Raw genomic sequence first — 17,296 nt, 5'->3', positions numbered from 1 at the left:
GCGCTGGTGAGATTATCCCTGATCCCGCGGGGGCGGGAAGCAGGGTGGTCCGGTGGCGGACCCGACCTCGGCGAGGCGGGGTCCGGCACCAGGATGGTATGCGACCTACTCCGCGGGCTCCAGGGTCAGGGCGACGGAGTTGATGCAGTACCGGGCGTCGGTGGGGGTGTCGTACCCCTCTCCGTAGAAGACGTGGCCCAGGTGGGACCGGCAGGTGGCGCACCGCACCTCGGTGCGCACCATCCCCATCGAGGCGTCCTCGTGCAGGGTGACCGCGTCGGACTCGGCCGGGTCGAAGAAGCTCGGCCACCCGCAGTGGGAGTCGAACTTCTCGTCCGAACGGAACAGTTCGGTTCCACATCCCCGGCAACGGTAGACGCCCGTGGCCCTGGTGTCGACGTAGGCTCCGGACCAGGGGCGTTCGGTACCCGCCTGGCGGAGCACCGCGTACTCCTGCTCGTTGAGGCGCTCGCGCCACTCCTGCTCGGTCCGGGGGAGTTCCTTCGGTGCCCCGCCGTTGTTCTCCGGGGCCTGGTCCGCTGCGTCAGCCATGGTGAAGACGCTACCCGGAACCGGGCCCGAATGCCGACAGGGACCTCCGAGTCAGAAAAGGGTCATTCGTATCCGGGCTAGGTAAATCCCTCTTAGGGGTCACATACACCTAACTTCACCCTTGATGACGTTCGGTGTCCATGTGGGCGGGTACGAGCTCAGACAGGGGTCAGTGGTCGAGGTGCACTGAGGCAGGTGGCATGGCTGTTACAGCTCAACAGGCACTCGGAGTAAGCAGACGACCTCTGCGCGTGGGCAGGATCCGATACGGACTGTGGTGGCTCGACCAGGCCACCACGGGACCGCGGTCACGGGTACGCGCCGTCGGGGACGGCGCGGCCACCGTGGGCCGGGAGCTGCGCTGGGCCACGGAGCTCAGTGTCCGCTCCACCGTGGCGGGGATCGACCACGTGCGACCGGAGCCCTGGGGCGATCGCAAACTACTGGTGCTCGTCACGGTCATTGCCGTCGGCGCGCTGGCGGTGGCGCTCGTCCTGGGGGTGGGGATGGCGCGTTGGGCGATGACCTTGTCCAACGCCATGCCCTTCGCGGCGGTGGGTGCCCTGGCGGTGGGACTCGCCTTCCTGCCGCTGGCGTATCTGGTCTTCGTCTCCAAACGGAGGGGTCGTCGAAGCTAGTACGGGTTCGACACGAGAGAAGGGGTGCCTCCCCGGGGGCGCCCCTTCGGCTGTGCCGGAGCGCTCCGGCACAGCCGAAGGGGCGGGCCCGGCCGGGCTCAGGCGTCGAAGTCGTACTGCAGTACGTACGCCGAACCGTCCATGGTGATCTCGTTGAACTCAACCGGCCGGTGGTCGCTGGTCAGGGCGGTACGGGCCACCTCCAGAACGGGTGTCCCGGGGGAGAGCGCCAACTCCTCCGCCTCCTCGGGGGTGGGCATGCGCACGCGGATCTCCTCGGTGAAGTGGGCGGGGGCGTGCCCGAGTTCGGCCAGTCGCGCGTAGATGCCCCCGGGGCCGCTGTCCGGGGCCCTGATGCGCTGGGCGGCGGGGGAGTCCTCCCGGCCCGCCCACAGCAGCGGGGACAGGTAGGAGACCGCGCTCTGCACCGGCCTGCCCTCCACGAGGTAGCGCCGGGAACGGCGCACCGCCGGGTTCCCGGGGTCCAGCCCCAGGGACCGCAGGACGTGCTCGGCGGGGACGACCTCGTCCACGACGAGCCCCTCCACCTCGTAGCCGCGGGTGTCGCTGTCGGTCTGCCAGATGGCCCGCCCGTTGCCCCACAGGTCCTTGGACAGGCGTCTGGCCCCGTGTCTTCGCAGCGGCCGGAACTGCCGCACGTATATGCCCGAACCGCGCACTGCCACGGCCAGGCCCTCGTTGATGAGTACGGACAGCGCCTGCCGGGCCGTCGCCCGGGCGACACCGTGGTGCTCCATGAGGGTGTTCTCCCCGGGAAGGCGGTCGCCGTCGGCGTACCGTCCGGAGCGGATCTGTCCTCGTAGTTCCTCGGCTATCTCCCGGTAGACCGGAGGGGACCCGTTTTCGGACGTCGGCACTACGTTCATCCTCTCGCCCAGGGGACCAGACCGGTGAGCCCCGTCGATGCGGTGTGTCCAGTCAAAGCGTTTCCAGTGGATGGCACACAACGGGTATGTCCGGTTGAAGGATGATTCATGCGTCATTGTGGGGCGGCCGAAACCGACCGTTCACGGGTGCCGCCCCCGTGGGTCCCTATTCCCTCAGGTAACGCGTGAACAGGTTCCCCCCGGCCTCCAGGAGGTGCGCCATCCGCACGGGTGTGCTGCTGGCCGGGGCGTGCTCCGGGGCGCCGGGCGTCCCCGGACCGCCGGTGACGATCCGGGGCGGCCCGGCGCCCAGCAGGTGCGGGCTCACCGTCAGGCACAGCTCGTCCAACAGGCCGGCCGCCACGAACTCGGCCAGCAGGTGCGGTCCCCCCTCGGTCAGCACCCGGTGCAGCCCCCTCTCGGCCAGGGCGTTGACGATGTGCTCGGGGCCGACCGAGACCCCGTCGACCACCACGAGGTCGGCGTGCTCGGCAACGAACCTCCGGCGCTCCGCGGGCGCGTCCCCAGCGGTGAACACGATGGTCCGGGCGTCCTCCGGGGCGGTGGTGAGCAGCTCCTCGTGGATGTCCAGCGAACGCGAGACCACCGCGATGCGCGGGGTCGCCGGCCGGTCCGCACGCAGGTCCGACCACACCTCGCGCGGCCGGACCGGCCGGTAGCCCTCCTTGCGGGCGGTGGCCGCGCCCACCAGCACCACGTCGCACAGGCCGCGGAGTACCCCCATCACCCGGCGGTCGGGGGCCGAGGACAGGTCACGGCTGCGGCCCGAGGGGCCGATCGCGCCCCCGTCGGCGCTGGCGACCATGTTGGCGCGGATCCAGGGGCGGTCCAGGGCAGGCGGGTAGGCGTAGGCCCGGGGCAGGTCCACGTCCGTGCTGCCGGGGGCGGGAAGGAGTTCGCGGAAGCGGGCGGGCTCCGGGGCGTCGCCCGGGCGGTGTGTACTCGACATGGTCACCCAGGCTAGGGGGACGGACGGCGCGGGACCGGTGGACCCGCGGGTCCACCGGTCCCTCCGGCGCGGCCTGTTCCGCCGCCGGTCAGTCGTGCCGGTGCGAGACGCGCCGCAGCAGCACCAGGGCGCGGTCGATCACCCGGACGGGGCCGCCGGCGGTCACGAACGGCCGTCCGCCCACGTCGGGCTCGGCGGTGTCCAGCACGGTCTCCCAGGCCATGCCGTACTCGGTGCCGGGGAGTTTGAACTCCACCGGCCGCGGCCCGCTGTTGAGCAGCAGCACGAACGAACTGTCACGGATCCTGCGCCCCCGCGAGTCGGGCTCGGTGATGGCGTCCCCGTTGAGGAACACACCCAGCACCTGTTCGTCCGTGCTCCAGTCCTCCCCCTCCATCGTCGACCCGTCCGGGCGCAGCCACGAGATGTCGGGCAACACGCCCGAGCCGGACTTCCCGCTCTCCACGGGGCTGCCCCGGAAGAAACGGCGGCGCCGGAAGACCGGGTGCTCGCGCCGCAGCCGGGCCAGCCCGCGTACGTAGTCCAGGAGGTCGTTGCCGGGGTACTCGCCGGTGAGCCCCGCGCCCTCCCAGTCGATCCAGGCGATCTCGTTGTCCTGGCAGTAGGCGTTGTTGTTCCCGCCCTGGGTGCGCCCGATCTCGTCGCCGTGCGAGAGCATCACCACCCCCTGCGACAGGTACAGGGTGGCGAGGTAGTTGCGGACCTGCCTCCGGCGCAGGGTGAGGATCGCGGGGTCCTCGGTGGGGCCCTCCGTCCCGTGGTTCCAGGAGCGGTTGTCGTCGGTGCCGTCCCGGTTCTCCTCGCCGTTGGCCTCGTTGTGCTTGTCGTTGTAGGACACCAGGTCGGCCATGGTGAAGCCGTCATGGCAGGTGATGAAGTTGATCGAGGCCACCGGGCGGCGCCCGTCGTCCTGGTACAGGTCGCTGGACCCGGCCAGCCGCGAGGCCAGCTCGCCCTTGACCTGCTCGCCGCGCCAGAAGTCGCGCACGGTGTCGCGGTACTTGCCGTTCCACTCGGTCCACAGCGGCGGGAAGTTCCCCACCTGGTAGCCGCCCGGTCCCACGTCCCAGGGTTCGGCGATGAGCTTGACCTGGGAGATCACCGGGTCCTGCTGGACGATGTCGAAGAACGTGCTCAGCCGGTCCACGTCGTGGAACTCCCGGGCCAGCGCCGACGCCAGGTCGAAGCGGAACCCGTCCACGTGCATCTCCAGGACCCAGTACCGCAGCGAGTCCATGATGAGCTGCAACGAGTGCGGGTGGCGCACGTTCAGACTGTTGCCGCAGCCCGTGTAGTCGAGGTAGTAGCGCTGGTCCTCGTCGCTGACCCGGTAGTAGCCCAGGTTGTCGATGCCCCGCCAGGACAGGGTGGGGCCCATGTGGTCGCCCTCGGCGGTGTGGTTGTAGACCACGTCCAGGAGCACCTCGATGCCCGCCTCGTGCAGCGACTTCACCATCGACTTGAACTCCTGGACCTGCTGGCCGCGGGATCCGAGCGCGGCGTACCCGCTGTGCGGGGCCAGGAAGGCCAGGGTGTTGTACCCCCAGTAGTTGGTCAGCCCCCGCGCCACCATCGCGTGTTCGGGCACGAAGTGGTGCACCGGCATCAGCTCGACGGCGGTCACCCCCAGCGAGGTGAGGTACTCGATGACCTCCGGGTGGGCCAGCCCCGCGTAGGTGCCTCTCTGGTGTTCGGGGATGGCCGGGTGGCGCATCGTCAGGCCGCGCACGTGCGCCTCGTAGATCACCGTCTGGTGGTACGGGGTGCGCGGTCGGGACTCGTTGCCCCAGTCGAAGAACGGGCTCACCACCACGCACTTGGGTACGTACTTCGCGCTGTCGGCCGTGTTCTTGCGCTCCGGTGAGGCGAAGTGGTAGCTGAAGAGCGATTCGTGCCAGGTGAGGTTGCCGTTCAGCGCCTTCGCGTAGGGATCGGTGAGTAGTTTGTTCGGATTGCAGCGCAGTCCGTGCTCGGGTGCGTAGGGGCCGTGCACGCGGTACCCGTACTGCTGTCCCGGACCGACGCCGGGCAGGTACCCGTGCCAGACGAAACCGTCGTATTCGGTCAGGGGTACGCGTGTCTCCTCGCCGTCGTCGTCGAACAGGCACAGGTCCACCTGTTCGGCCGCCTCCGAGAAGAGGGAGAAATTGGTGCCGGAACCGTCGTAGGTCGCACCGAGCGGATAGGAACTACCTGGCCAGACTTCCACCATAGGCGTCGTCAGTCTCTTGGAGTCGGGGCCCTGGAGGGCGTTTTTTGTTGGTGACGACTTCTTTCTTCCGCTTCGGTCCCAGAAATATGCAGAACACGGCCGATGATCATTCATCAGCCGTGTTCACCGGGGGTCTGATGTGGTTATCGGCAAGAAAGAGGAGTTTCTTGGCTCATGGCATGGAAAGGGTGGTTTCAGTTGCCGGGGCGGGCCCGGTCCAGGATCAGCCCGGTGTCCACGCCCCTGGGCAGGGTCCCGAACACGTGCCCCCACCCGCCGCCCAGCCGGGACGCGGTGAAGGCCTCGGCCACCGGTGTCGGTGCGTGCCGCAGCAGCACGGACGCCTGGAGGAGCAGAGCCATCAGCTCCACCACCGACCGGGCCCGGTACTGGATCTCGTCCAGGTCGCCGAGCTCCTGCCCCAACCGCTTCAGCGCCGCGTCGTAGTGGTCGTCGGAACCCGCCGCCGTGTTCAGCTCCGCCAGGAAGGCCTCCACCGACTCCGGCGACTTCGACATCGCGCGCAGCACGTCCAGCGCCGCCACGTTGCCCGAACCCTCCCAGATGGAGTTGAGCGGGGAGTCCCGGAACAGGCGGGGCATCCCCGACTCCTCGACGTACCCGTTGCCGCCCAGGCACTCCAGGGCCTCGGCCGCGTGCACCGGCTGGCGCTTGGTGACCCAGAACTTGCCCACGGCCACGCCCAGGCGGCGGAAGGCGGCCTCGCCCTCGTCACCGCGCACCGAGCGGTCCACGGCCCCCGCCAGGCGCGTCATGAGCGCGGTGGCGGCCTCCGACTCCAGGGCCAGGTCCGCGAGCACGTTGCGCATCAGCGGCTGCTGCACCAGGGGTTTGCCGAACGCGCTCCGTGACCCGGCGTGGTTGAGCGCGTGCACCACGGCGGCGCGCATACCCGACGAGGAACCGATCACGCAGTCCAACCGGGTGCTGTTGACCATCTCGATGATGGTGGGCACTCCCCGGCCCGGCTCGCCGACCAGGTGTGCGACGGCGCCCTCGTACTCCAGCTCGGCGGAGGCGTTGGACCTGTTGCCGAGCTTGTCCTTCAACCGCTGGATGAACAGGCCGTTCCGGCCGCCGTCGGGCAGGACGCGCGGCACCAGGAAACAGGTGAGGCCCTCGGGGGCCTGCGCCAGGGTCAGGAAGACGTCGCTCATCGGGGCGGAGGTGAACCACTTGTGCCCGGTGAGCAGGTAGTGGCCCTCGGAGGTGGGAACGGCGCGTGTGGTGTTGGCGCGCACGTCCGAACCGCCCTGCTTCTCGGTCATCGACATACCCGCGATGAGTCCGCGCTTGGTCAGGGGTGCGCGCAGCCCGAAGTCGTAGGTGCGGGCGGTCAGCAGCGGCTCGTACCGCTCGGCCAGCGCGGGGGAGTGGCGCAGCGCGGGGACGGCGGCGTAGGTCATCGACACGGGGCAGCCGTGACCGCTCTCCGCCTGTGACCAGAGGAAGAACTTGGCCGCGCGGGCCACGTGGGCGCCCTCGCGCCCCTCGGCCCAGGGGGCGGCGTGCAGACCGTGCTCCACGGCCTGGTCCATCAGCACGTGGTAGGCGGGCTGGAAGTCGACCTCGTCCACGCGGTGGCCGTAGCGGTCGTGGGTGCGCAGGACCGGCGGGTAGGCGTTCGCGGACTCGCCCCAGGCGCGAACCCGCTCCGAGCCCGCGGCCTCACCGACCTCGCGCACGTCGGCCTCGGCCCAGCCTGCGCCCTCGCGGCGCAGGCCCTCCAGGAGGGCGGGGTCGTCGGCGGCGTTGTGGTCGCCGAGCGGAGTGGCCTGGTTGAACACCTCGTGTGTGGCGGGCATACCGGCTCCGTTCCTGGTTCTGGGCGGCGGACGGGTGGCCGGAATCCTATCCGCTCTCCGCGCACGGAACCGAATCAGGTTCGGTTGTGTGTACCCGCAGGGGGTGAGGGTGCGCCTCCCGGGGGCGCACCCTCCCGGTACCTCAGGAGCGAATGGCGGTCTGCTCCCCGGCGTCGTGTCCGACCGCGATCTTGCGGGCCTTGGACTGCTCGGCCACCGGGATCCGCAGGGTGAGCACGCCGTCCGCGTAGTTGGCGGTGATCCTCTCGATGTCGAGGGTGTCACCGAGGAACACCTGGCGGGAGAAGGTCCCCGAGGGACGCTCGCCCACGATGAACTCGCGCCCCTCCTCGTTCGGGCCGGGACGTTCGGCCTTCACGGTGAGCACGTTGCGCTCGACCTCCAGGTCGATGCTCTCGCTCCGCACGCCGGGCAGGTCCAGCAGGACCACGAAGTCGTCCCCGTCCCGGTAGGCGTCCATGGGCATGACCGCTGGGCGGCCGTTCTCCATCAGGCGCTGGGTGAGGCGGTCGAACTCGCGGAAGGGGTCGGTGCGCATCAACATCATCCGTCACCTCCTGAGTGTGTCTCCATCCAATGACTTGATGCGACTACGCTCAATTTTATTGACCGCCTCAGAAGCCGTCAAGTCCGCGGGAGAGCCCGGGGCGGGCGGGGAAAGCCCGGGCCTCCTCCGGGCCGGCGCCCGGGCGGATCCGGGCACGGCGCCGACCGGGTCGGCGTCAGGGCCAGAGGAGTTCGCTCCGCCAGGGGGAGCCGGCGTGCGCGCGCCGGTACCGCAGGCGGGTGTGCCGCCGGTCCGGGTCGGCCTGCCAGAACTCGACCTCGGTGGCGGACAGGCAGTACAGCCCCCAGTTGTCGGGCGCCAGACCGGGGTCGGCCTCCAAACGGGCGCGGCTCCCCTCCGCGGTCGTGTGGATGTCCGCGAGGTCGGCCAGGGGCTGGCTCTGCCTGCCGTGCAGACCGGCCACCCGGCCCTCCAACGGGCGGGCGGTGAAGTCGGCGGCGCGGGCCCGGGGCCCGGCCAGCTCCACGGAACCCCTGATCCGCACCTGGCGGCCCTGGGCGCCCCAGAAGAAGAGGAGGGCGGCCCGCGGGTTCCCGGCGAGTTCACGGCCCTTGGCGGAGGTCGTGGTCCCCGCGAACCACCAGCCCTCGGAGGTGAAGTCCTTGAGGATGAGGATCCGCGCCGAAGGCGCACCGTCGGCGTCCACCGTCGCGACGGTCATGGCGTGCGGCTCGTGCACCCCGGCCTCGATCGCCTCGCCCAACCAGTCCACGAACAACTCCTCCGGCTCCGCGGGCGCGGCCTTCGGATCGAACTCCGCGAGCGGCCCCGCGAACACCGGGAGCCCCCGCAACATGTCCCGAATCCCGTCGTCCTTGGTCATCCCGTGCTCCGTTCGGTTGGTGCCATTACGCCGAACCTACCGAGGACGCCGGCCACGAGGCGCCCGTCGCCACTCGTGAGCGGTGCCCCCGCCGGACCCGGAGCACGTCCGTGACCTGCCTCCTCGATACGATGCCCAGCGCTGAAGGACACCACGCGCACCGAGTGGTCCCGTCACGGGACGACTCACGGCGGGTCCCGGCCGAGCACGGCGCGAGGGAGAAGCATGACGGACACGGAACCGGTCGAACGCGCCCGGTGGCTCTGGGCCCTTCTGGGCAGCGTGGTCCTGACCCACACGGCCCTCAACCTCATCCGCCCCCTCATCTCCTACCGGACCATCGCCGTGGGCGGCGACGCCGTCGAGGTCGGCCTGGTCACCGCCGCCTACGCACTGCTGCCCCTGGTCATCGCGGTCCCTCTGGGCCGCTTCACCGACCGCGCGCCGCGCATCGCCTGGATCGTGGGCCTGGGTTCGGCCGTCCTGGCCGTCGGCAGCCTGCTCCTGGCCGGATCCGGCGGCCTGTCCGCACTGGCCCTGGCCAGTACCGTCGTGGGCGTGGGGCACCTGTTGTGCATGGTCGCCGGGCAGGGCCTCATCGCCCGGTACTCGCGCTCCGAACACCTGGACCGCGACTTCGGATGGTTCACCGCCGCCGCCTCGCTGGGCCAGCTCGCCGGGCCGCTGATCTCCGGTGCCCTCCTCGCCGACGCCTCGGGTCCGGCCCTGCTCCCGGCCACCTCCACCGCGTTGGTCGTCGCCGGGCTCGTCGCCGCCCTGGGCGCCCTGCCCCTGCTCCCGCTCGTACGGCTGCGCCCGCTGCGGCGCACCGCGGCGCAGCGGGCCGCGCCGCCGGTGCCCGCCCGGGACCTGTTGCGGCAGCGCCGAATGCCCTCCGCCCTGCTCTCCAGCCTCGCGCTGCTGACCGCGGTGGACATCCTCACCGCCTACCTGCCGCTCATCGCCGAGAACCGGGGCATCTCCCCGATGCTCGTCGGAGTCCTGCTGAGCCTGCGCGCCGGCTCCTCCCTGCTCTCCCGGCTGACACTGCCGTGGATGCTGCGCCGGTGGTCGCGCAGGGCCCTCATCGTCGCCAGCACCTCCGTGGCCGCCGTCGCGCTCACCCTGGTGGCCCTGCCCCTGGGCGGGTTCGCCGCCCTGGCGGCGGTGCTGCTCGTGGGCGGGTTCCTCCTGGGCCTGGGACAGCCCCTGACCATGGCCCAGGTCACCACCCTGGCACCCGAAGGGGCCCGCGGTGCCGCCCTGGCCCTGCGGATCTGGGGCAACCGGCTGGGCCAGGTGGCGATCCCGGCCGCCGCGGCCGGTGTCGCCGGGGCGGTGGGCGCACCTGGGGCACTGCTGTTCTCCGCGGCGGTCCTGCTCGCCGCCGCCGTCACCGCGGGCTGACCCCCGGCCCCGAACACGTGGAAGCGGGCGGCCCCGGGGGAAGGGACCGCCCGCCTCCGCCGCGTTCCACTCCTCTGTTCTTCTCTTCCGGTGAGTCCTGCCGAACCCTCACACGGCGGCGTGCCGGGCCGCGACAGCCGCGTCGTAGCGGTCCAGCACCACACGGGCGAGTTCGGGTACGTCTCCGAGCGCCTCGGCGACCACCGAGGCGCCCGCCGCCAGTGACTGGTCGCGGACCCGGTCGGAGAAGAAACCGGGGGCCAGCAGGTAACCGCTGACCGCCACCCCGGTGTGGCCGCGGTCGAGGAGGGACCGCACCGCCTCGCCGGGGGTCGGCCCGGCGGCCGAGGCGTAGGCCGCCACGACCTCCCCCCACGGGCCCCGCCCGGACAGCTCCCGGGCCATCGACTCGACGACCGCGTTGGCCTCCGCGTCACTCGACCCCGCCGACGCGAGCACCAGGGCCGTCCCGGGCTCCGGGCGCGCCCCGGCCTCGGCCAGCCTCCGTTCCACCGCGTCCAACAGCAGCGGGTGCGGGCCGAGGGTGTCGGCGTAGCGCACCCGCAGCCAGGGGCCGCGTTTGCGCGCCCGGGCCAGTACCCCGGGCAGGTCCACCTTGCTGTGGAAGGCGGCCGTCAGCAGCGTCGGCAGTACCACGGCCTCACCGGCGCCGCCCGAGGCCAGCTCGTCCAGGGCGTCCTCGGCGCTGGGCGCCACGTGGTCCAGGTAGGACAGCCGCACGTCCAGCTCCGGGCGCAGCGCGCGCACCCGTTCGAAGACCGCCGAGACCGCCTCGGCCGACCTCGGGTCCCGGCTTCCGTGGGCCACCGCGAGCAGAGGGATCATCTGAAGTTCGGGGCGCGTACCCCGGTCCCTCGGACCGGGGCGAACCCCTGCCTCCTTCTCTGGGTCTTGGGTGCGGCGGGACGGGGCGAGCCGTCCCACCAGGGCGGCCTCACGGCCGTGGACGGAGGAACCCGTTACACGTGGATTCCGCACTCGGTCTTGCCGGTCCCCGCCCAGCGGCCGCTCCGGGGGTCCTCGCCCGGGGCGACCCGGCGGGTGCACGGCTCGCAGCCGATGGAGGGGTACCCGTCGTACTGGAGGGGGTTCACGAGCACACCGTGTTCGGCCATGTAGGTGTCCACCTCCTCCTGGGTCCACCGCGCGATCGGGTTGACCTTGGTCATCCGCCTGCGCCGGTCCCACTGCACGACCGGGGTGTCGCGGCGGGTCACGGAGTCCTCGCGGCGCAGCCCGGTCAGCCACGCCGAGTACGGCTCCAGGGCGCGCTGGAGGGGTTCCACCTTGCGCAGGTGGCAGCAGATGCCGGGGTCGCGCCCGTGCAGCCGCGGGCCCAGGGCCAGGTCCTGCTCGGCCACGGTCCGCTTCGGCTCCACGGTGATCAGGTTGATGTCGTAGACGGAGGCCACCGCGTCGCGGGTGCCGATCGTCTCGGGGAAGTGGTAACCGGTGTCCAGGAAGATCACGTCGATCCCGGGGGCGGCCCTGGCGGCGAGGTCCACCATGAGGGCGTCCGCCATGGAGGAGGTCATGCACAGTTCGGAACCGAAGGTCTCGGACGCCCAGGCGATGATCTCCTGGGCCGAGGCCTCCTCCAGCTCCAGGGCGGCCCGCTCGGCCAGCTCGGGGCCGCCCGTCTGGGTGATGGTGGCGTTCATTCGTTCCCTTCCGTCGGTCTGGAGGGGGCGCCACCCGCCGAGAACGAGGCGGCGCGCAGGCCCACGTACTTGACCCGGAACACCCGGGCGCAGGACAGACAGGCCCAGGGGTAGCCCTCGCCCTTGACGACGGCGCCCTCCTCGGGCACCAGGTCCTCGTCGCCGCAGTAGGGGCAGTAGTGGGGCGCGGCCCTTTCGGACATGGCGCACCTCCTCCTTCTGTTGGGGGCCCGGCCCTCCGCGTGTCGGGGGCCGGGCGGGGCCCTGAGGCCTCGGATCAGGTCGTCACTTGAGGTCGGCGTCGTCGGCGCGGCCCGCCCAGGCCGCGAAGTTCTCGCCGTCCTTCCTCTGTTCCTGGAAGCGCCGGAGCACCCGTTCGATGTAGTCGGGCAGTTCGTCGGCGGTGGTCTTCAGCCCGCGGATCTTCTTGCCGAAGGCCTGGGTCAGGCCCATACCGCCGCCCAGGTGGATCTGGTAGCCCTCCACCTGTTCGCCCTGCTCGTTGAGCATCAGCTGGCCCTTGAGGCCGATGTCGGCGACCTGGATGCGCGCGCAGGAGTTCGGGCAGCCGTTGACGTTGATGGTCACCGGCTCCTCGAAGTCCGGGAGGCGCTTCTCCAGCTCGTCGATCAGCGTCGCGGCGCGGTCCTTGGTCTCCACGATCGCGAGCTTGCAGAACTCGATGCCGGTGCAGGCCATGGTCTGGCGGCGGAAGACGCTCGGGTTGACCTCGAAACCCTCGGCCTCCAGGGCCGCGGTGATCGACGGGACCCGGTCCTCGGTGATGTCGAGGATGACCAGCTTCTGGTCGGCGGTGGTGCGGATGCGGTCCGAACCGTGCTCCTCGGCGATGTCGGCGACCCGCAGCAACCTGCTGCCGGAGACCCTGCCCACCTTCGGGGCGAACCCCACGTAGAACTTCCCGTCGCGCTGGCGGTGCACGCCCACGTGGTCGCGGCGCACCCCCGGGTCCAGCACGGGCTCGGGTCCGTCGGGCAGCTCGTAGCCCAGGTACTCCTTCTCCAGTACCTCGCGGAACTTCTCCGCGCCCCACTCCTTGATGAGGAACTTGATCCGGGCGCGGGTGCGCAGACGGCGGAAGCCGTAGTCGCGGAAGATCCCGCAGACGCCGGCCCAGACCTCGCTGACCTGGTCCGGGCGCACGAACGTGCCCAGCCGCTTGGCGAACATCGGGTTGGTGGACAGGCCGCCGCCGACGAACAGGTCGTATCCGGCCTCGCCGGACCCGTCGCGCACACCCACGAAGGCCACGTCGTTGATCTCGTGGTTGACGCAGTGCGAGGTGCACCCGGACAGCGAGGACTTGAACTTGCGCGGCAGGTTCGAGTACAGGGGGCTGCCGATGTGGTCCTCGTAGATCTGCTCGATCTGCGCGGTGGGGTCGATGACCTCGTCCTCGGCCACTCCGGCCAGCGGGCAGCCGAGGATGACGCGCGGTGTGTCACCGCAGGCCTCGGTGGTGGACAGGCCCACCGACTCCAGCTTCTCCCAGATCGCGGGGACGTCCTCGACCCGGATCCAGTGGTACTGGACGTTCTGCCGGTCGGTGATGTCGGCGGTGTCGCGCCCGTGGTCGCGTGAGATCTCCGCGACGGCGCGCAGCTGGGCGGCGCTCAGCTGGCCGCCGTCGATGCGCACACGCAGCATGAAGTAGCGGTCGTCGAGTTCCTCGGGTTCCAGCACGGCGGTCTTGCCGCCGTCGATGCCCGGGGCGCGCTGGGTGTAGAGGCCGAACCAGCGGAAGCGCCCACGAAGGTCGGCTGGGTCGATCGAGTCGAACCCGGCCTTCGAGTAGACGTTGATGATCCGATCGCGGACGTTGAGCCCGTCGTCGTTCTTCTTGTTCTCCTCGTTCTTGTTCAGCGGCTCGCGGTAGCCGAGGGCCCACTGGCCCTCGCCACGGCGGCGCCGTGGCTTGGCTGCCGTCGCGGCCTTGTCGGGCTGCGCGGAAGAGGGAGGCATCGCGGGTGTCTCCGATGGGGTCACGGGGTGCTCGCGGTCCCGGCGCCCGCACCGCAGGCCCGTATCCACCGCACGTCATCGTGGCTGGTGATACGGGTGAAGTCCGCGTGTGGGAGTTTCGAAGAGGGGAGAGCGCCGGAGCCGCGCGCACCCCTGAATCACGGGTGCGTCAAAAAGGCGGCGAGGAGTTATCCGACGCTGCAACAGATGGCGCTGCTGACCCGAAGAAAGTCCACGTGGCGGCGCACGCGGAGCATGGGGTCAAGAACAGCGGTCATGCTTCGAGAATGGCACGCGGACGCGGCCCTTGTCCAGGTGTGCCCGCGCCAGGGAGACGTGAGTCACGTCATGTCCGGAGTGTGCCCGCAGTTCCGATCAGCGCTAACGTTCTCCCTGTGGTGGGTTTCTGGGAGGGCCTGTGGCGCGCGGCCGACGCCTGGCTCCGACGTCATCCCTTTTTCCACAACGGGGCGCTTCTCGTGCTGCGTACCGTCAGGGCCTTCGCCCGGGACCGGGTGGTCGGCCTGGCCGCCGAGTCGGCCTTCTTCGCGTTGATCTCCCTGCCCGCGCTGCTGCTCTGCCTCCTGGGGGCCCTGGGTCCGCTGACGGCCGTGTTCGGGGAGGACCTCGCGGTGGAGATCCGCGAGTGGATGCTGGACCTGGCGGCGCGCATCCTCACCCCCGCCACAGTGGACAGTGTCGTGGCGCCCCTGGTGGACGACTTCCTCGGCGGCGTCCAGGGCGGGATCCTCTCGGTGACCTTCCTGGTGTCCCTGTGGTCGGGCTCCCGGGCGATGAACGTCTTCATCCGGTCGATCACCATCTCCTACGGCCTGGACGAGCTGCGCGGCTGGCTCGGCCAGCGCCTCCTGGCCTTCTTCGCCTACCTGGGTGGCCTGATGTTCGCGGTCCTGGTCCTACCGGTCATGGTGGCCGGTCCGGACGTCGTCCACGAGCTGCTGCCGGTCACCGTGGGCCGCCTCAACCTCTTCTACTGGCCGATCGTGGGCCTGCTCGTCATCACCGCCGTCACCCTCCTCTACGCGCTCAGCGTCCCCGTGCGCACCCCGCTGTGGCGCCACCTGCCCGGTGCCGTCCTGGCCACCCTGGTGCTCCTCGCCGGTTCGGCGGGCCTGCGCGCCTACCTGGACGCCTCCTTCGGGCAGGTGAGCATCTACGGTTCCCTGGGGGCGCCGATCGCGATCCTGGCCTGGTTGTACGTCATGGCGATCGCCGTTCTGGTGGGTTCCACGCTCAACACCGAGATCGACGCCCTGTGGCCGACCGTGCGTACCGCCGCGGCCCGGGCCGAGCTCGCCAACCGCCACTTCGAGCGTGCCGACCGGATGGCCCAGCGCAGGGAGCAGGCGGTCATCGACACCCTCAACGGGCGCTGACCGCAAACGCTCGGGACCCCCGCCGCGGACGGTTCGTCCTCGGCCGGGAGAGCCGGGTGAACACCCTCCCGGCCCGGCCCCGCGCGGGCGCTCGACAGGGGAACCGGTGGGCTCCGGGACTCCCGTGTGGCCAGATCCGGCCATTTCCGGCGTGAACCTCGTCGCCTTCTGGAGTGTCCACTAAGGGGTCAGCTGGGCGGGCCCGACCCGGTCTCCCGCGAGCGGAGGGCGGTTGTCGCAGGTCAGTGGAAGAGAGGTGCGGGGGCGGGTGGAGATTCCGCGAGCAGTGTCCGTTTTCCTCCCCGCCAACCGCGTCGGTCGTCGCCTGTGACCCTCAGTATGATCACGTTCAGCACCGACCACCCGTGTGCAGTTCCCTCCGTTCGGTCACCCCGCCGAGCCGCGGCCGGCGTCACCGCTGGCCTTCCCCTGCTCCCGTACACGAACAGGTTCACCTTTCCCATGCCTTCGGAGGCACCATGAGCCGGGCGTCCCGTCCGGGGTACCCCCGGCCCACCGCCGTCATCGTCATCGCGCCCGACGAACGCAGCGCCGAGATCGTCATCGAGGGGCACCGCCAGGTCGTGACCGGCCCCGCTCCCAAGGAGACCAGGCGTGCGGCGTTGGACATCGCCACCGGGTACGCCGCCCGGATCGGTCAGCCGGTGCTCGTCGACGCCCGTGACGCCAACGGGTACTGGCGCCTGGTCGCCACCCCCGACGGGGTCGTGCAGGCTGCGGACCAGGCCGCCCCGGCCCGTCCCCAGGGCCCGGTGCAGGGGCCGGTTCCGGTGGCGGGGAACGGGAACAGCCGCGGCAGGAAGCTCCTGGTGGGGGGAGCCGCGGTACTCGCCCTGCTGCTCGTCGTCGGGGCGGGAGCGGTCCTCACCCGGTTCCTTCCGGGGCCCTCCGAGCCCGGGGCGTCCGAGGAGGCCGAGGACAACACCGTGGCCCTGGAGTACTCGGCCCCGCCGGGGTTCGCGCCGGTCGTCGACATCACCGAGGAACTCGCCCCCGACACCGAGCCCGGTATCAGCCGCGACGGCGGGGCCCTCGCCTACGTCGACCCCGAGGAACGGCTCAACCTGATCGGTGCCGACGGTTCGCGGCAGTGGTCCGCGGACCTCCCCTTCGAGGTCGCCGAAGGGCTCGGCTCCCCCCGCTTCGTGCAGTACGGCGGCCAGAGCAGCATCGTGGTGGAGAGCGCCGACGCCCTGTGGTTCTGGCCGGCCGAGGGCGGCACGGCCACCAGCGTCGACCTGCCCGAGTCGGCTTCGGCCCGCTACGCCGGTGACTCCGTCATGGTCCGTGACGAGGACGCCGCCTACCTGGTCGTCGACGGTGAACTGGAGGAGGTCGAGGCCCCCGGAAGCTCGGTTCCGATGCTCGCGGCCGCCGACGACCGTGTCCTGACCGCCGTCGTCAGCGGCCCCTGGAACTGGGTGGGGCCCGGCGGCGACCCCGAGAGGGTCCACGCCGAGCGCCCCGGTGAGGCCGGTGAGATGGAGGGCGTGCTGACCGCCCTGCGGGAGTACGTCATCGTCCGCTGGGAGCCGCTCCAGGGCGAGGGTTCGATCCTGGCCTTCCACGACCGCGGGGACGGATCCGTGCTCGGATCGGCCGAGATCGAGCAGGACGCCCTCGAGGGCGTGGCCCACCGCTCCGGGCCGATCGGGCTCGACCTGGTCGCCTACGGTCCGGTGCTGTTCACCCCGGACACCGGCGAGACCACCGTGGTCCCGGGTTTCGTTCCCGAGGCCTCGGCCGGAAACCAGGTCTTCGGGGAACTCGACGGGACCCGGGTGGCGCTGGACGCCTCCGGGGAGCCCTCCGAGGTCCCCGAGGACGCAGAGACTCCGCGCGGCCTGCTCGGCGACCGCGCGGTGGTGGTCCATGACGGCCACCTGTATGCCATCCCCCCTGAATAGATCAGTACCCAAGAGAAAGAAAGGAGTGGGATGTCCCCCAAGAAGCGGGTATTCACCGTGACCGCGGCCAGCCTGTTCATGGCCGGTTTCTCGGCCGGACCGGTGTTCGCCGCCGAGAACCCGGACGAGACCGCACCTGAGGCCGCCCCCGCGGCGACCCAGGAGGCGGCCGAGACCGTCCCGGACATCGGCCTGCAAACGGTCGAGACCTTCGACGCTGTCACCCCGGACCCCGGTGACGGCGAGGACCCCGGGCCCGACCCGGACCCCGAGCCGGAGCCCGACCCGGACCCGGTGGATCCGGACCCGACGGACCCCGGTGACGGCGAGGACCCCGGGCCGGTTGACCCGGACCCGGTTGACCCCGACCCCACGGACCCG

The 17,296-nt window shown here is 71.0% G+C and carries 16 protein-coding genes and 1 pseudogene; 5 read left to right on the top strand and 12 right to left on the bottom strand.

Going from position 1 to position 17,296, the window contains the following annotated elements; translation table 11 throughout:
- Positions 1-105: 105 nt before the first annotated feature.
- Positions 106-552, bottom strand: coding sequence for a peptide-methionine (R)-S-oxide reductase MsrB (msrB, locus tag IE195_RS13080; protein ID WP_191271105.1), 447 nt, complete (start codon positions 550-552; stop codon positions 106-108).
- Positions 553-803: 251 nt separating this feature from the next.
- Between msrB and IE195_RS13075 the strand changes: the two genes are divergently transcribed.
- Positions 804-1,190, top strand: a complete 387-nt coding sequence (locus IE195_RS13075; RefSeq protein ID WP_191271103.1) for a hypothetical protein — start codon at positions 804-806, stop codon at positions 1,188-1,190.
- Between the two features lie 98 nt (positions 1,191-1,288).
- Here IE195_RS13075 and IE195_RS13070 read toward each other — a convergent pair whose 3' ends face one another.
- The 6 genes from IE195_RS13070 to IE195_RS13045 all read right to left on the bottom strand — a co-directional run bounded on the left by IE195_RS13070 (position 1,289) and on the right by IE195_RS13045 (position 8,518).
- The gene (locus IE195_RS13070) at positions 1,289-2,077 is read right to left on the bottom strand and encodes a GntR family transcriptional regulator (RefSeq protein ID WP_191271101.1); all 789 of its coding nucleotides are present in this window, start codon (positions 2,075-2,077) and stop codon (positions 1,289-1,291) included.
- 166 nt (positions 2,078-2,243) lie between these two features.
- The gene (locus IE195_RS13065) at positions 2,244-3,047 is read right to left on the bottom strand and encodes a pyrimidine reductase family protein (protein WP_191271099.1); all 804 of its coding nucleotides are present in this window, start codon (positions 3,045-3,047) and stop codon (positions 2,244-2,246) included.
- An 88-nt stretch (positions 3,048-3,135) separates the two neighbouring features.
- Positions 3,136-5,280: a glycogen debranching protein GlgX gene (glgX, locus tag IE195_RS13060; RefSeq protein ID WP_191271097.1), complete on the bottom strand. Its 2,145-nt coding sequence runs from the start codon at positions 5,278-5,280 to the stop codon at positions 3,136-3,138.
- Between the two features lie 194 nt (positions 5,281-5,474).
- Positions 5,475-7,106, bottom strand: a complete 1,632-nt coding sequence (locus tag IE195_RS13055; RefSeq protein ID WP_191271095.1) for an acyl-CoA dehydrogenase family protein — start codon at positions 7,104-7,106, stop codon at positions 5,475-5,477.
- 142 nt (positions 7,107-7,248) lie between these two features.
- Entirely contained in the window at positions 7,249-7,674 is a 426-nt protein-coding gene (locus tag IE195_RS13050) for an Hsp20/alpha crystallin family protein (RefSeq protein ID WP_191271093.1), read from the bottom strand.
- A gap of 175 nt (positions 7,675-7,849) precedes the next feature.
- On the bottom strand, positions 7,850-8,518 hold the full coding sequence (locus IE195_RS13045; RefSeq protein ID WP_191271091.1) for a pyridoxine/pyridoxamine 5'-phosphate oxidase: 669 nt from the start codon (positions 8,516-8,518) through the stop codon (positions 7,850-7,852).
- 225 nt (positions 8,519-8,743) lie between these two features.
- Between IE195_RS13045 and IE195_RS13040 the strand changes: the two genes are divergently transcribed.
- Positions 8,744-9,925 carry an MFS transporter gene (locus IE195_RS13040; RefSeq protein ID WP_191271089.1) on the top strand — a complete coding sequence of 394 codons (1,182 nt, stop codon included), beginning with the start codon at positions 8,744-8,746 and terminating at the stop codon, positions 9,923-9,925.
- 108 nt (positions 9,926-10,033) lie between these two features.
- Here IE195_RS13040 and IE195_RS13035 read toward each other — a convergent pair whose 3' ends face one another.
- From IE195_RS13035 to IE195_RS26700, 5 genes are all read right to left on the bottom strand, one after another.
- Positions 10,034-10,771 (bottom strand): sirohydrochlorin chelatase, encoded by a 738-nt coding sequence (locus tag IE195_RS13035; RefSeq protein ID WP_191271087.1) that lies wholly within the window; start codon positions 10,769-10,771, stop codon positions 10,034-10,036.
- Positions 10,772-10,905: 134 nt separating this feature from the next.
- Entirely contained in the window at positions 10,906-11,607 is a 702-nt protein-coding gene (locus tag IE195_RS13030) for a phosphoadenylyl-sulfate reductase (protein ID WP_191271085.1), read from the bottom strand.
- On the bottom strand, positions 11,604-11,810 hold the full coding sequence (locus tag IE195_RS13025; protein WP_191271084.1) for a hypothetical protein: 207 nt from the start codon (positions 11,808-11,810) through the stop codon (positions 11,604-11,606). Before IE195_RS13025 ends, IE195_RS13030 begins: the two co-directional genes overlap by 4 nt.
- Positions 11,811-11,892: 82 nt before the next feature.
- Positions 11,893-13,590 (bottom strand): nitrite/sulfite reductase, encoded by a 1,698-nt coding sequence (locus IE195_RS13020; RefSeq protein ID WP_191271083.1) that lies wholly within the window; start codon positions 13,588-13,590, stop codon positions 11,893-11,895.
- 188 nt (positions 13,591-13,778) lie between these two features.
- Positions 13,779-13,847, bottom strand: a complete 69-nt coding sequence (locus IE195_RS26700; protein WP_363319952.1) for a putative leader peptide — start codon at positions 13,845-13,847, stop codon at positions 13,779-13,781.
- 138 nt (positions 13,848-13,985) lie between these two features.
- Between IE195_RS26700 and IE195_RS13015 the strand changes: the two genes are divergently transcribed.
- The 3 genes and pseudogenes from IE195_RS13015 to IE195_RS26210 form a co-directional block, all read left to right on the top strand.
- Positions 13,986-14,987, top strand: a complete 1,002-nt coding sequence (locus IE195_RS13015) for a YihY/virulence factor BrkB family protein (protein WP_191271082.1) — start codon at positions 13,986-13,988, stop codon at positions 14,985-14,987.
- A gap of 479 nt (positions 14,988-15,466) precedes the next feature.
- The gene (locus IE195_RS13010; protein WP_191271081.1) at positions 15,467-16,915 is read left to right on the top strand and encodes a hypothetical protein; all 1,449 of its coding nucleotides are present in this window, start codon (positions 15,467-15,469) and stop codon (positions 16,913-16,915) included.
- Between the two features lie 30 nt (positions 16,916-16,945).
- Positions 16,946-17,296: pseudogene (locus tag IE195_RS26210) on the top strand (hypothetical protein); the annotation flags it as partial.

The organism is Nocardiopsis terrae (assembly GCF_014651695.1).
Taxonomy (GTDB): Bacteria; Actinomycetota; Actinomycetes; order Streptosporangiales; family Streptosporangiaceae; genus Nocardiopsis; species Nocardiopsis terrae.
Note: the sequence above shows the minus strand (reverse complement) of the source record. Positions and strands in the feature narration are given on the sequence as shown.

Bases quoted from the DNA above. Each gene is read 5' to 3' on its own strand.
- msrB (WP_191271105.1), bottom strand. From the start codon at position 552: ATGGCTGACGCAGCGGACCAGGCCCCGGAGAACAACGGCGGGGCACCG.
- IE195_RS13045 (WP_191271091.1), bottom strand. From the start codon at position 8,518: ATGACCAAGGACGACGGGATTCGGGACATGTTGCGGGGGCTCCCGGTG.
- IE195_RS13070 (WP_191271101.1), bottom strand. From the start codon at position 2,077: ATGAACGTAGTGCCGACGTCCGAAAACGGGTCCCCTCCGGTCTACCGG.
- IE195_RS13050 (WP_191271093.1), bottom strand. From the start codon at position 7,674: ATGATGTTGATGCGCACCGACCCCTTCCGCGAGTTCGACCGCCTCACC.
- IE195_RS13040 (WP_191271089.1), top strand. From the start codon at position 8,744: ATGACGGACACGGAACCGGTCGAACGCGCCCGGTGGCTCTGGGCCCTT.
- IE195_RS13035 (WP_191271087.1), bottom strand. From the start codon at position 10,771: ATGATCCCTCTGCTCGCGGTGGCCCACGGAAGCCGGGACCCGAGGTCG.
- IE195_RS13065 (WP_191271099.1), bottom strand. From the start codon at position 3,047: ATGTCGAGTACACACCGCCCGGGCGACGCCCCGGAGCCCGCCCGCTTC.
- IE195_RS13055 (WP_191271095.1), bottom strand. From the start codon at position 7,106: ATGCCCGCCACACACGAGGTGTTCAACCAGGCCACTCCGCTCGGCGAC.
- IE195_RS13010 (WP_191271081.1), top strand. From the start codon at position 15,467: ATGAGCCGGGCGTCCCGTCCGGGGTACCCCCGGCCCACCGCCGTCATC.
- IE195_RS13025 (WP_191271084.1), bottom strand. From the start codon at position 11,810: ATGTCCGAAAGGGCCGCGCCCCACTACTGCCCCTACTGCGGCGACGAG.
- IE195_RS13030 (WP_191271085.1), bottom strand. From the start codon at position 11,607: ATGAACGCCACCATCACCCAGACGGGCGGCCCCGAGCTGGCCGAGCGG.
- IE195_RS13020 (WP_191271083.1), bottom strand. From the start codon at position 13,590: ATGCCTCCCTCTTCCGCGCAGCCCGACAAGGCCGCGACGGCAGCCAAG.
- glgX (WP_191271097.1), bottom strand. From the start codon at position 5,280: ATGGTGGAAGTCTGGCCAGGTAGTTCCTATCCGCTCGGTGCGACCTAC.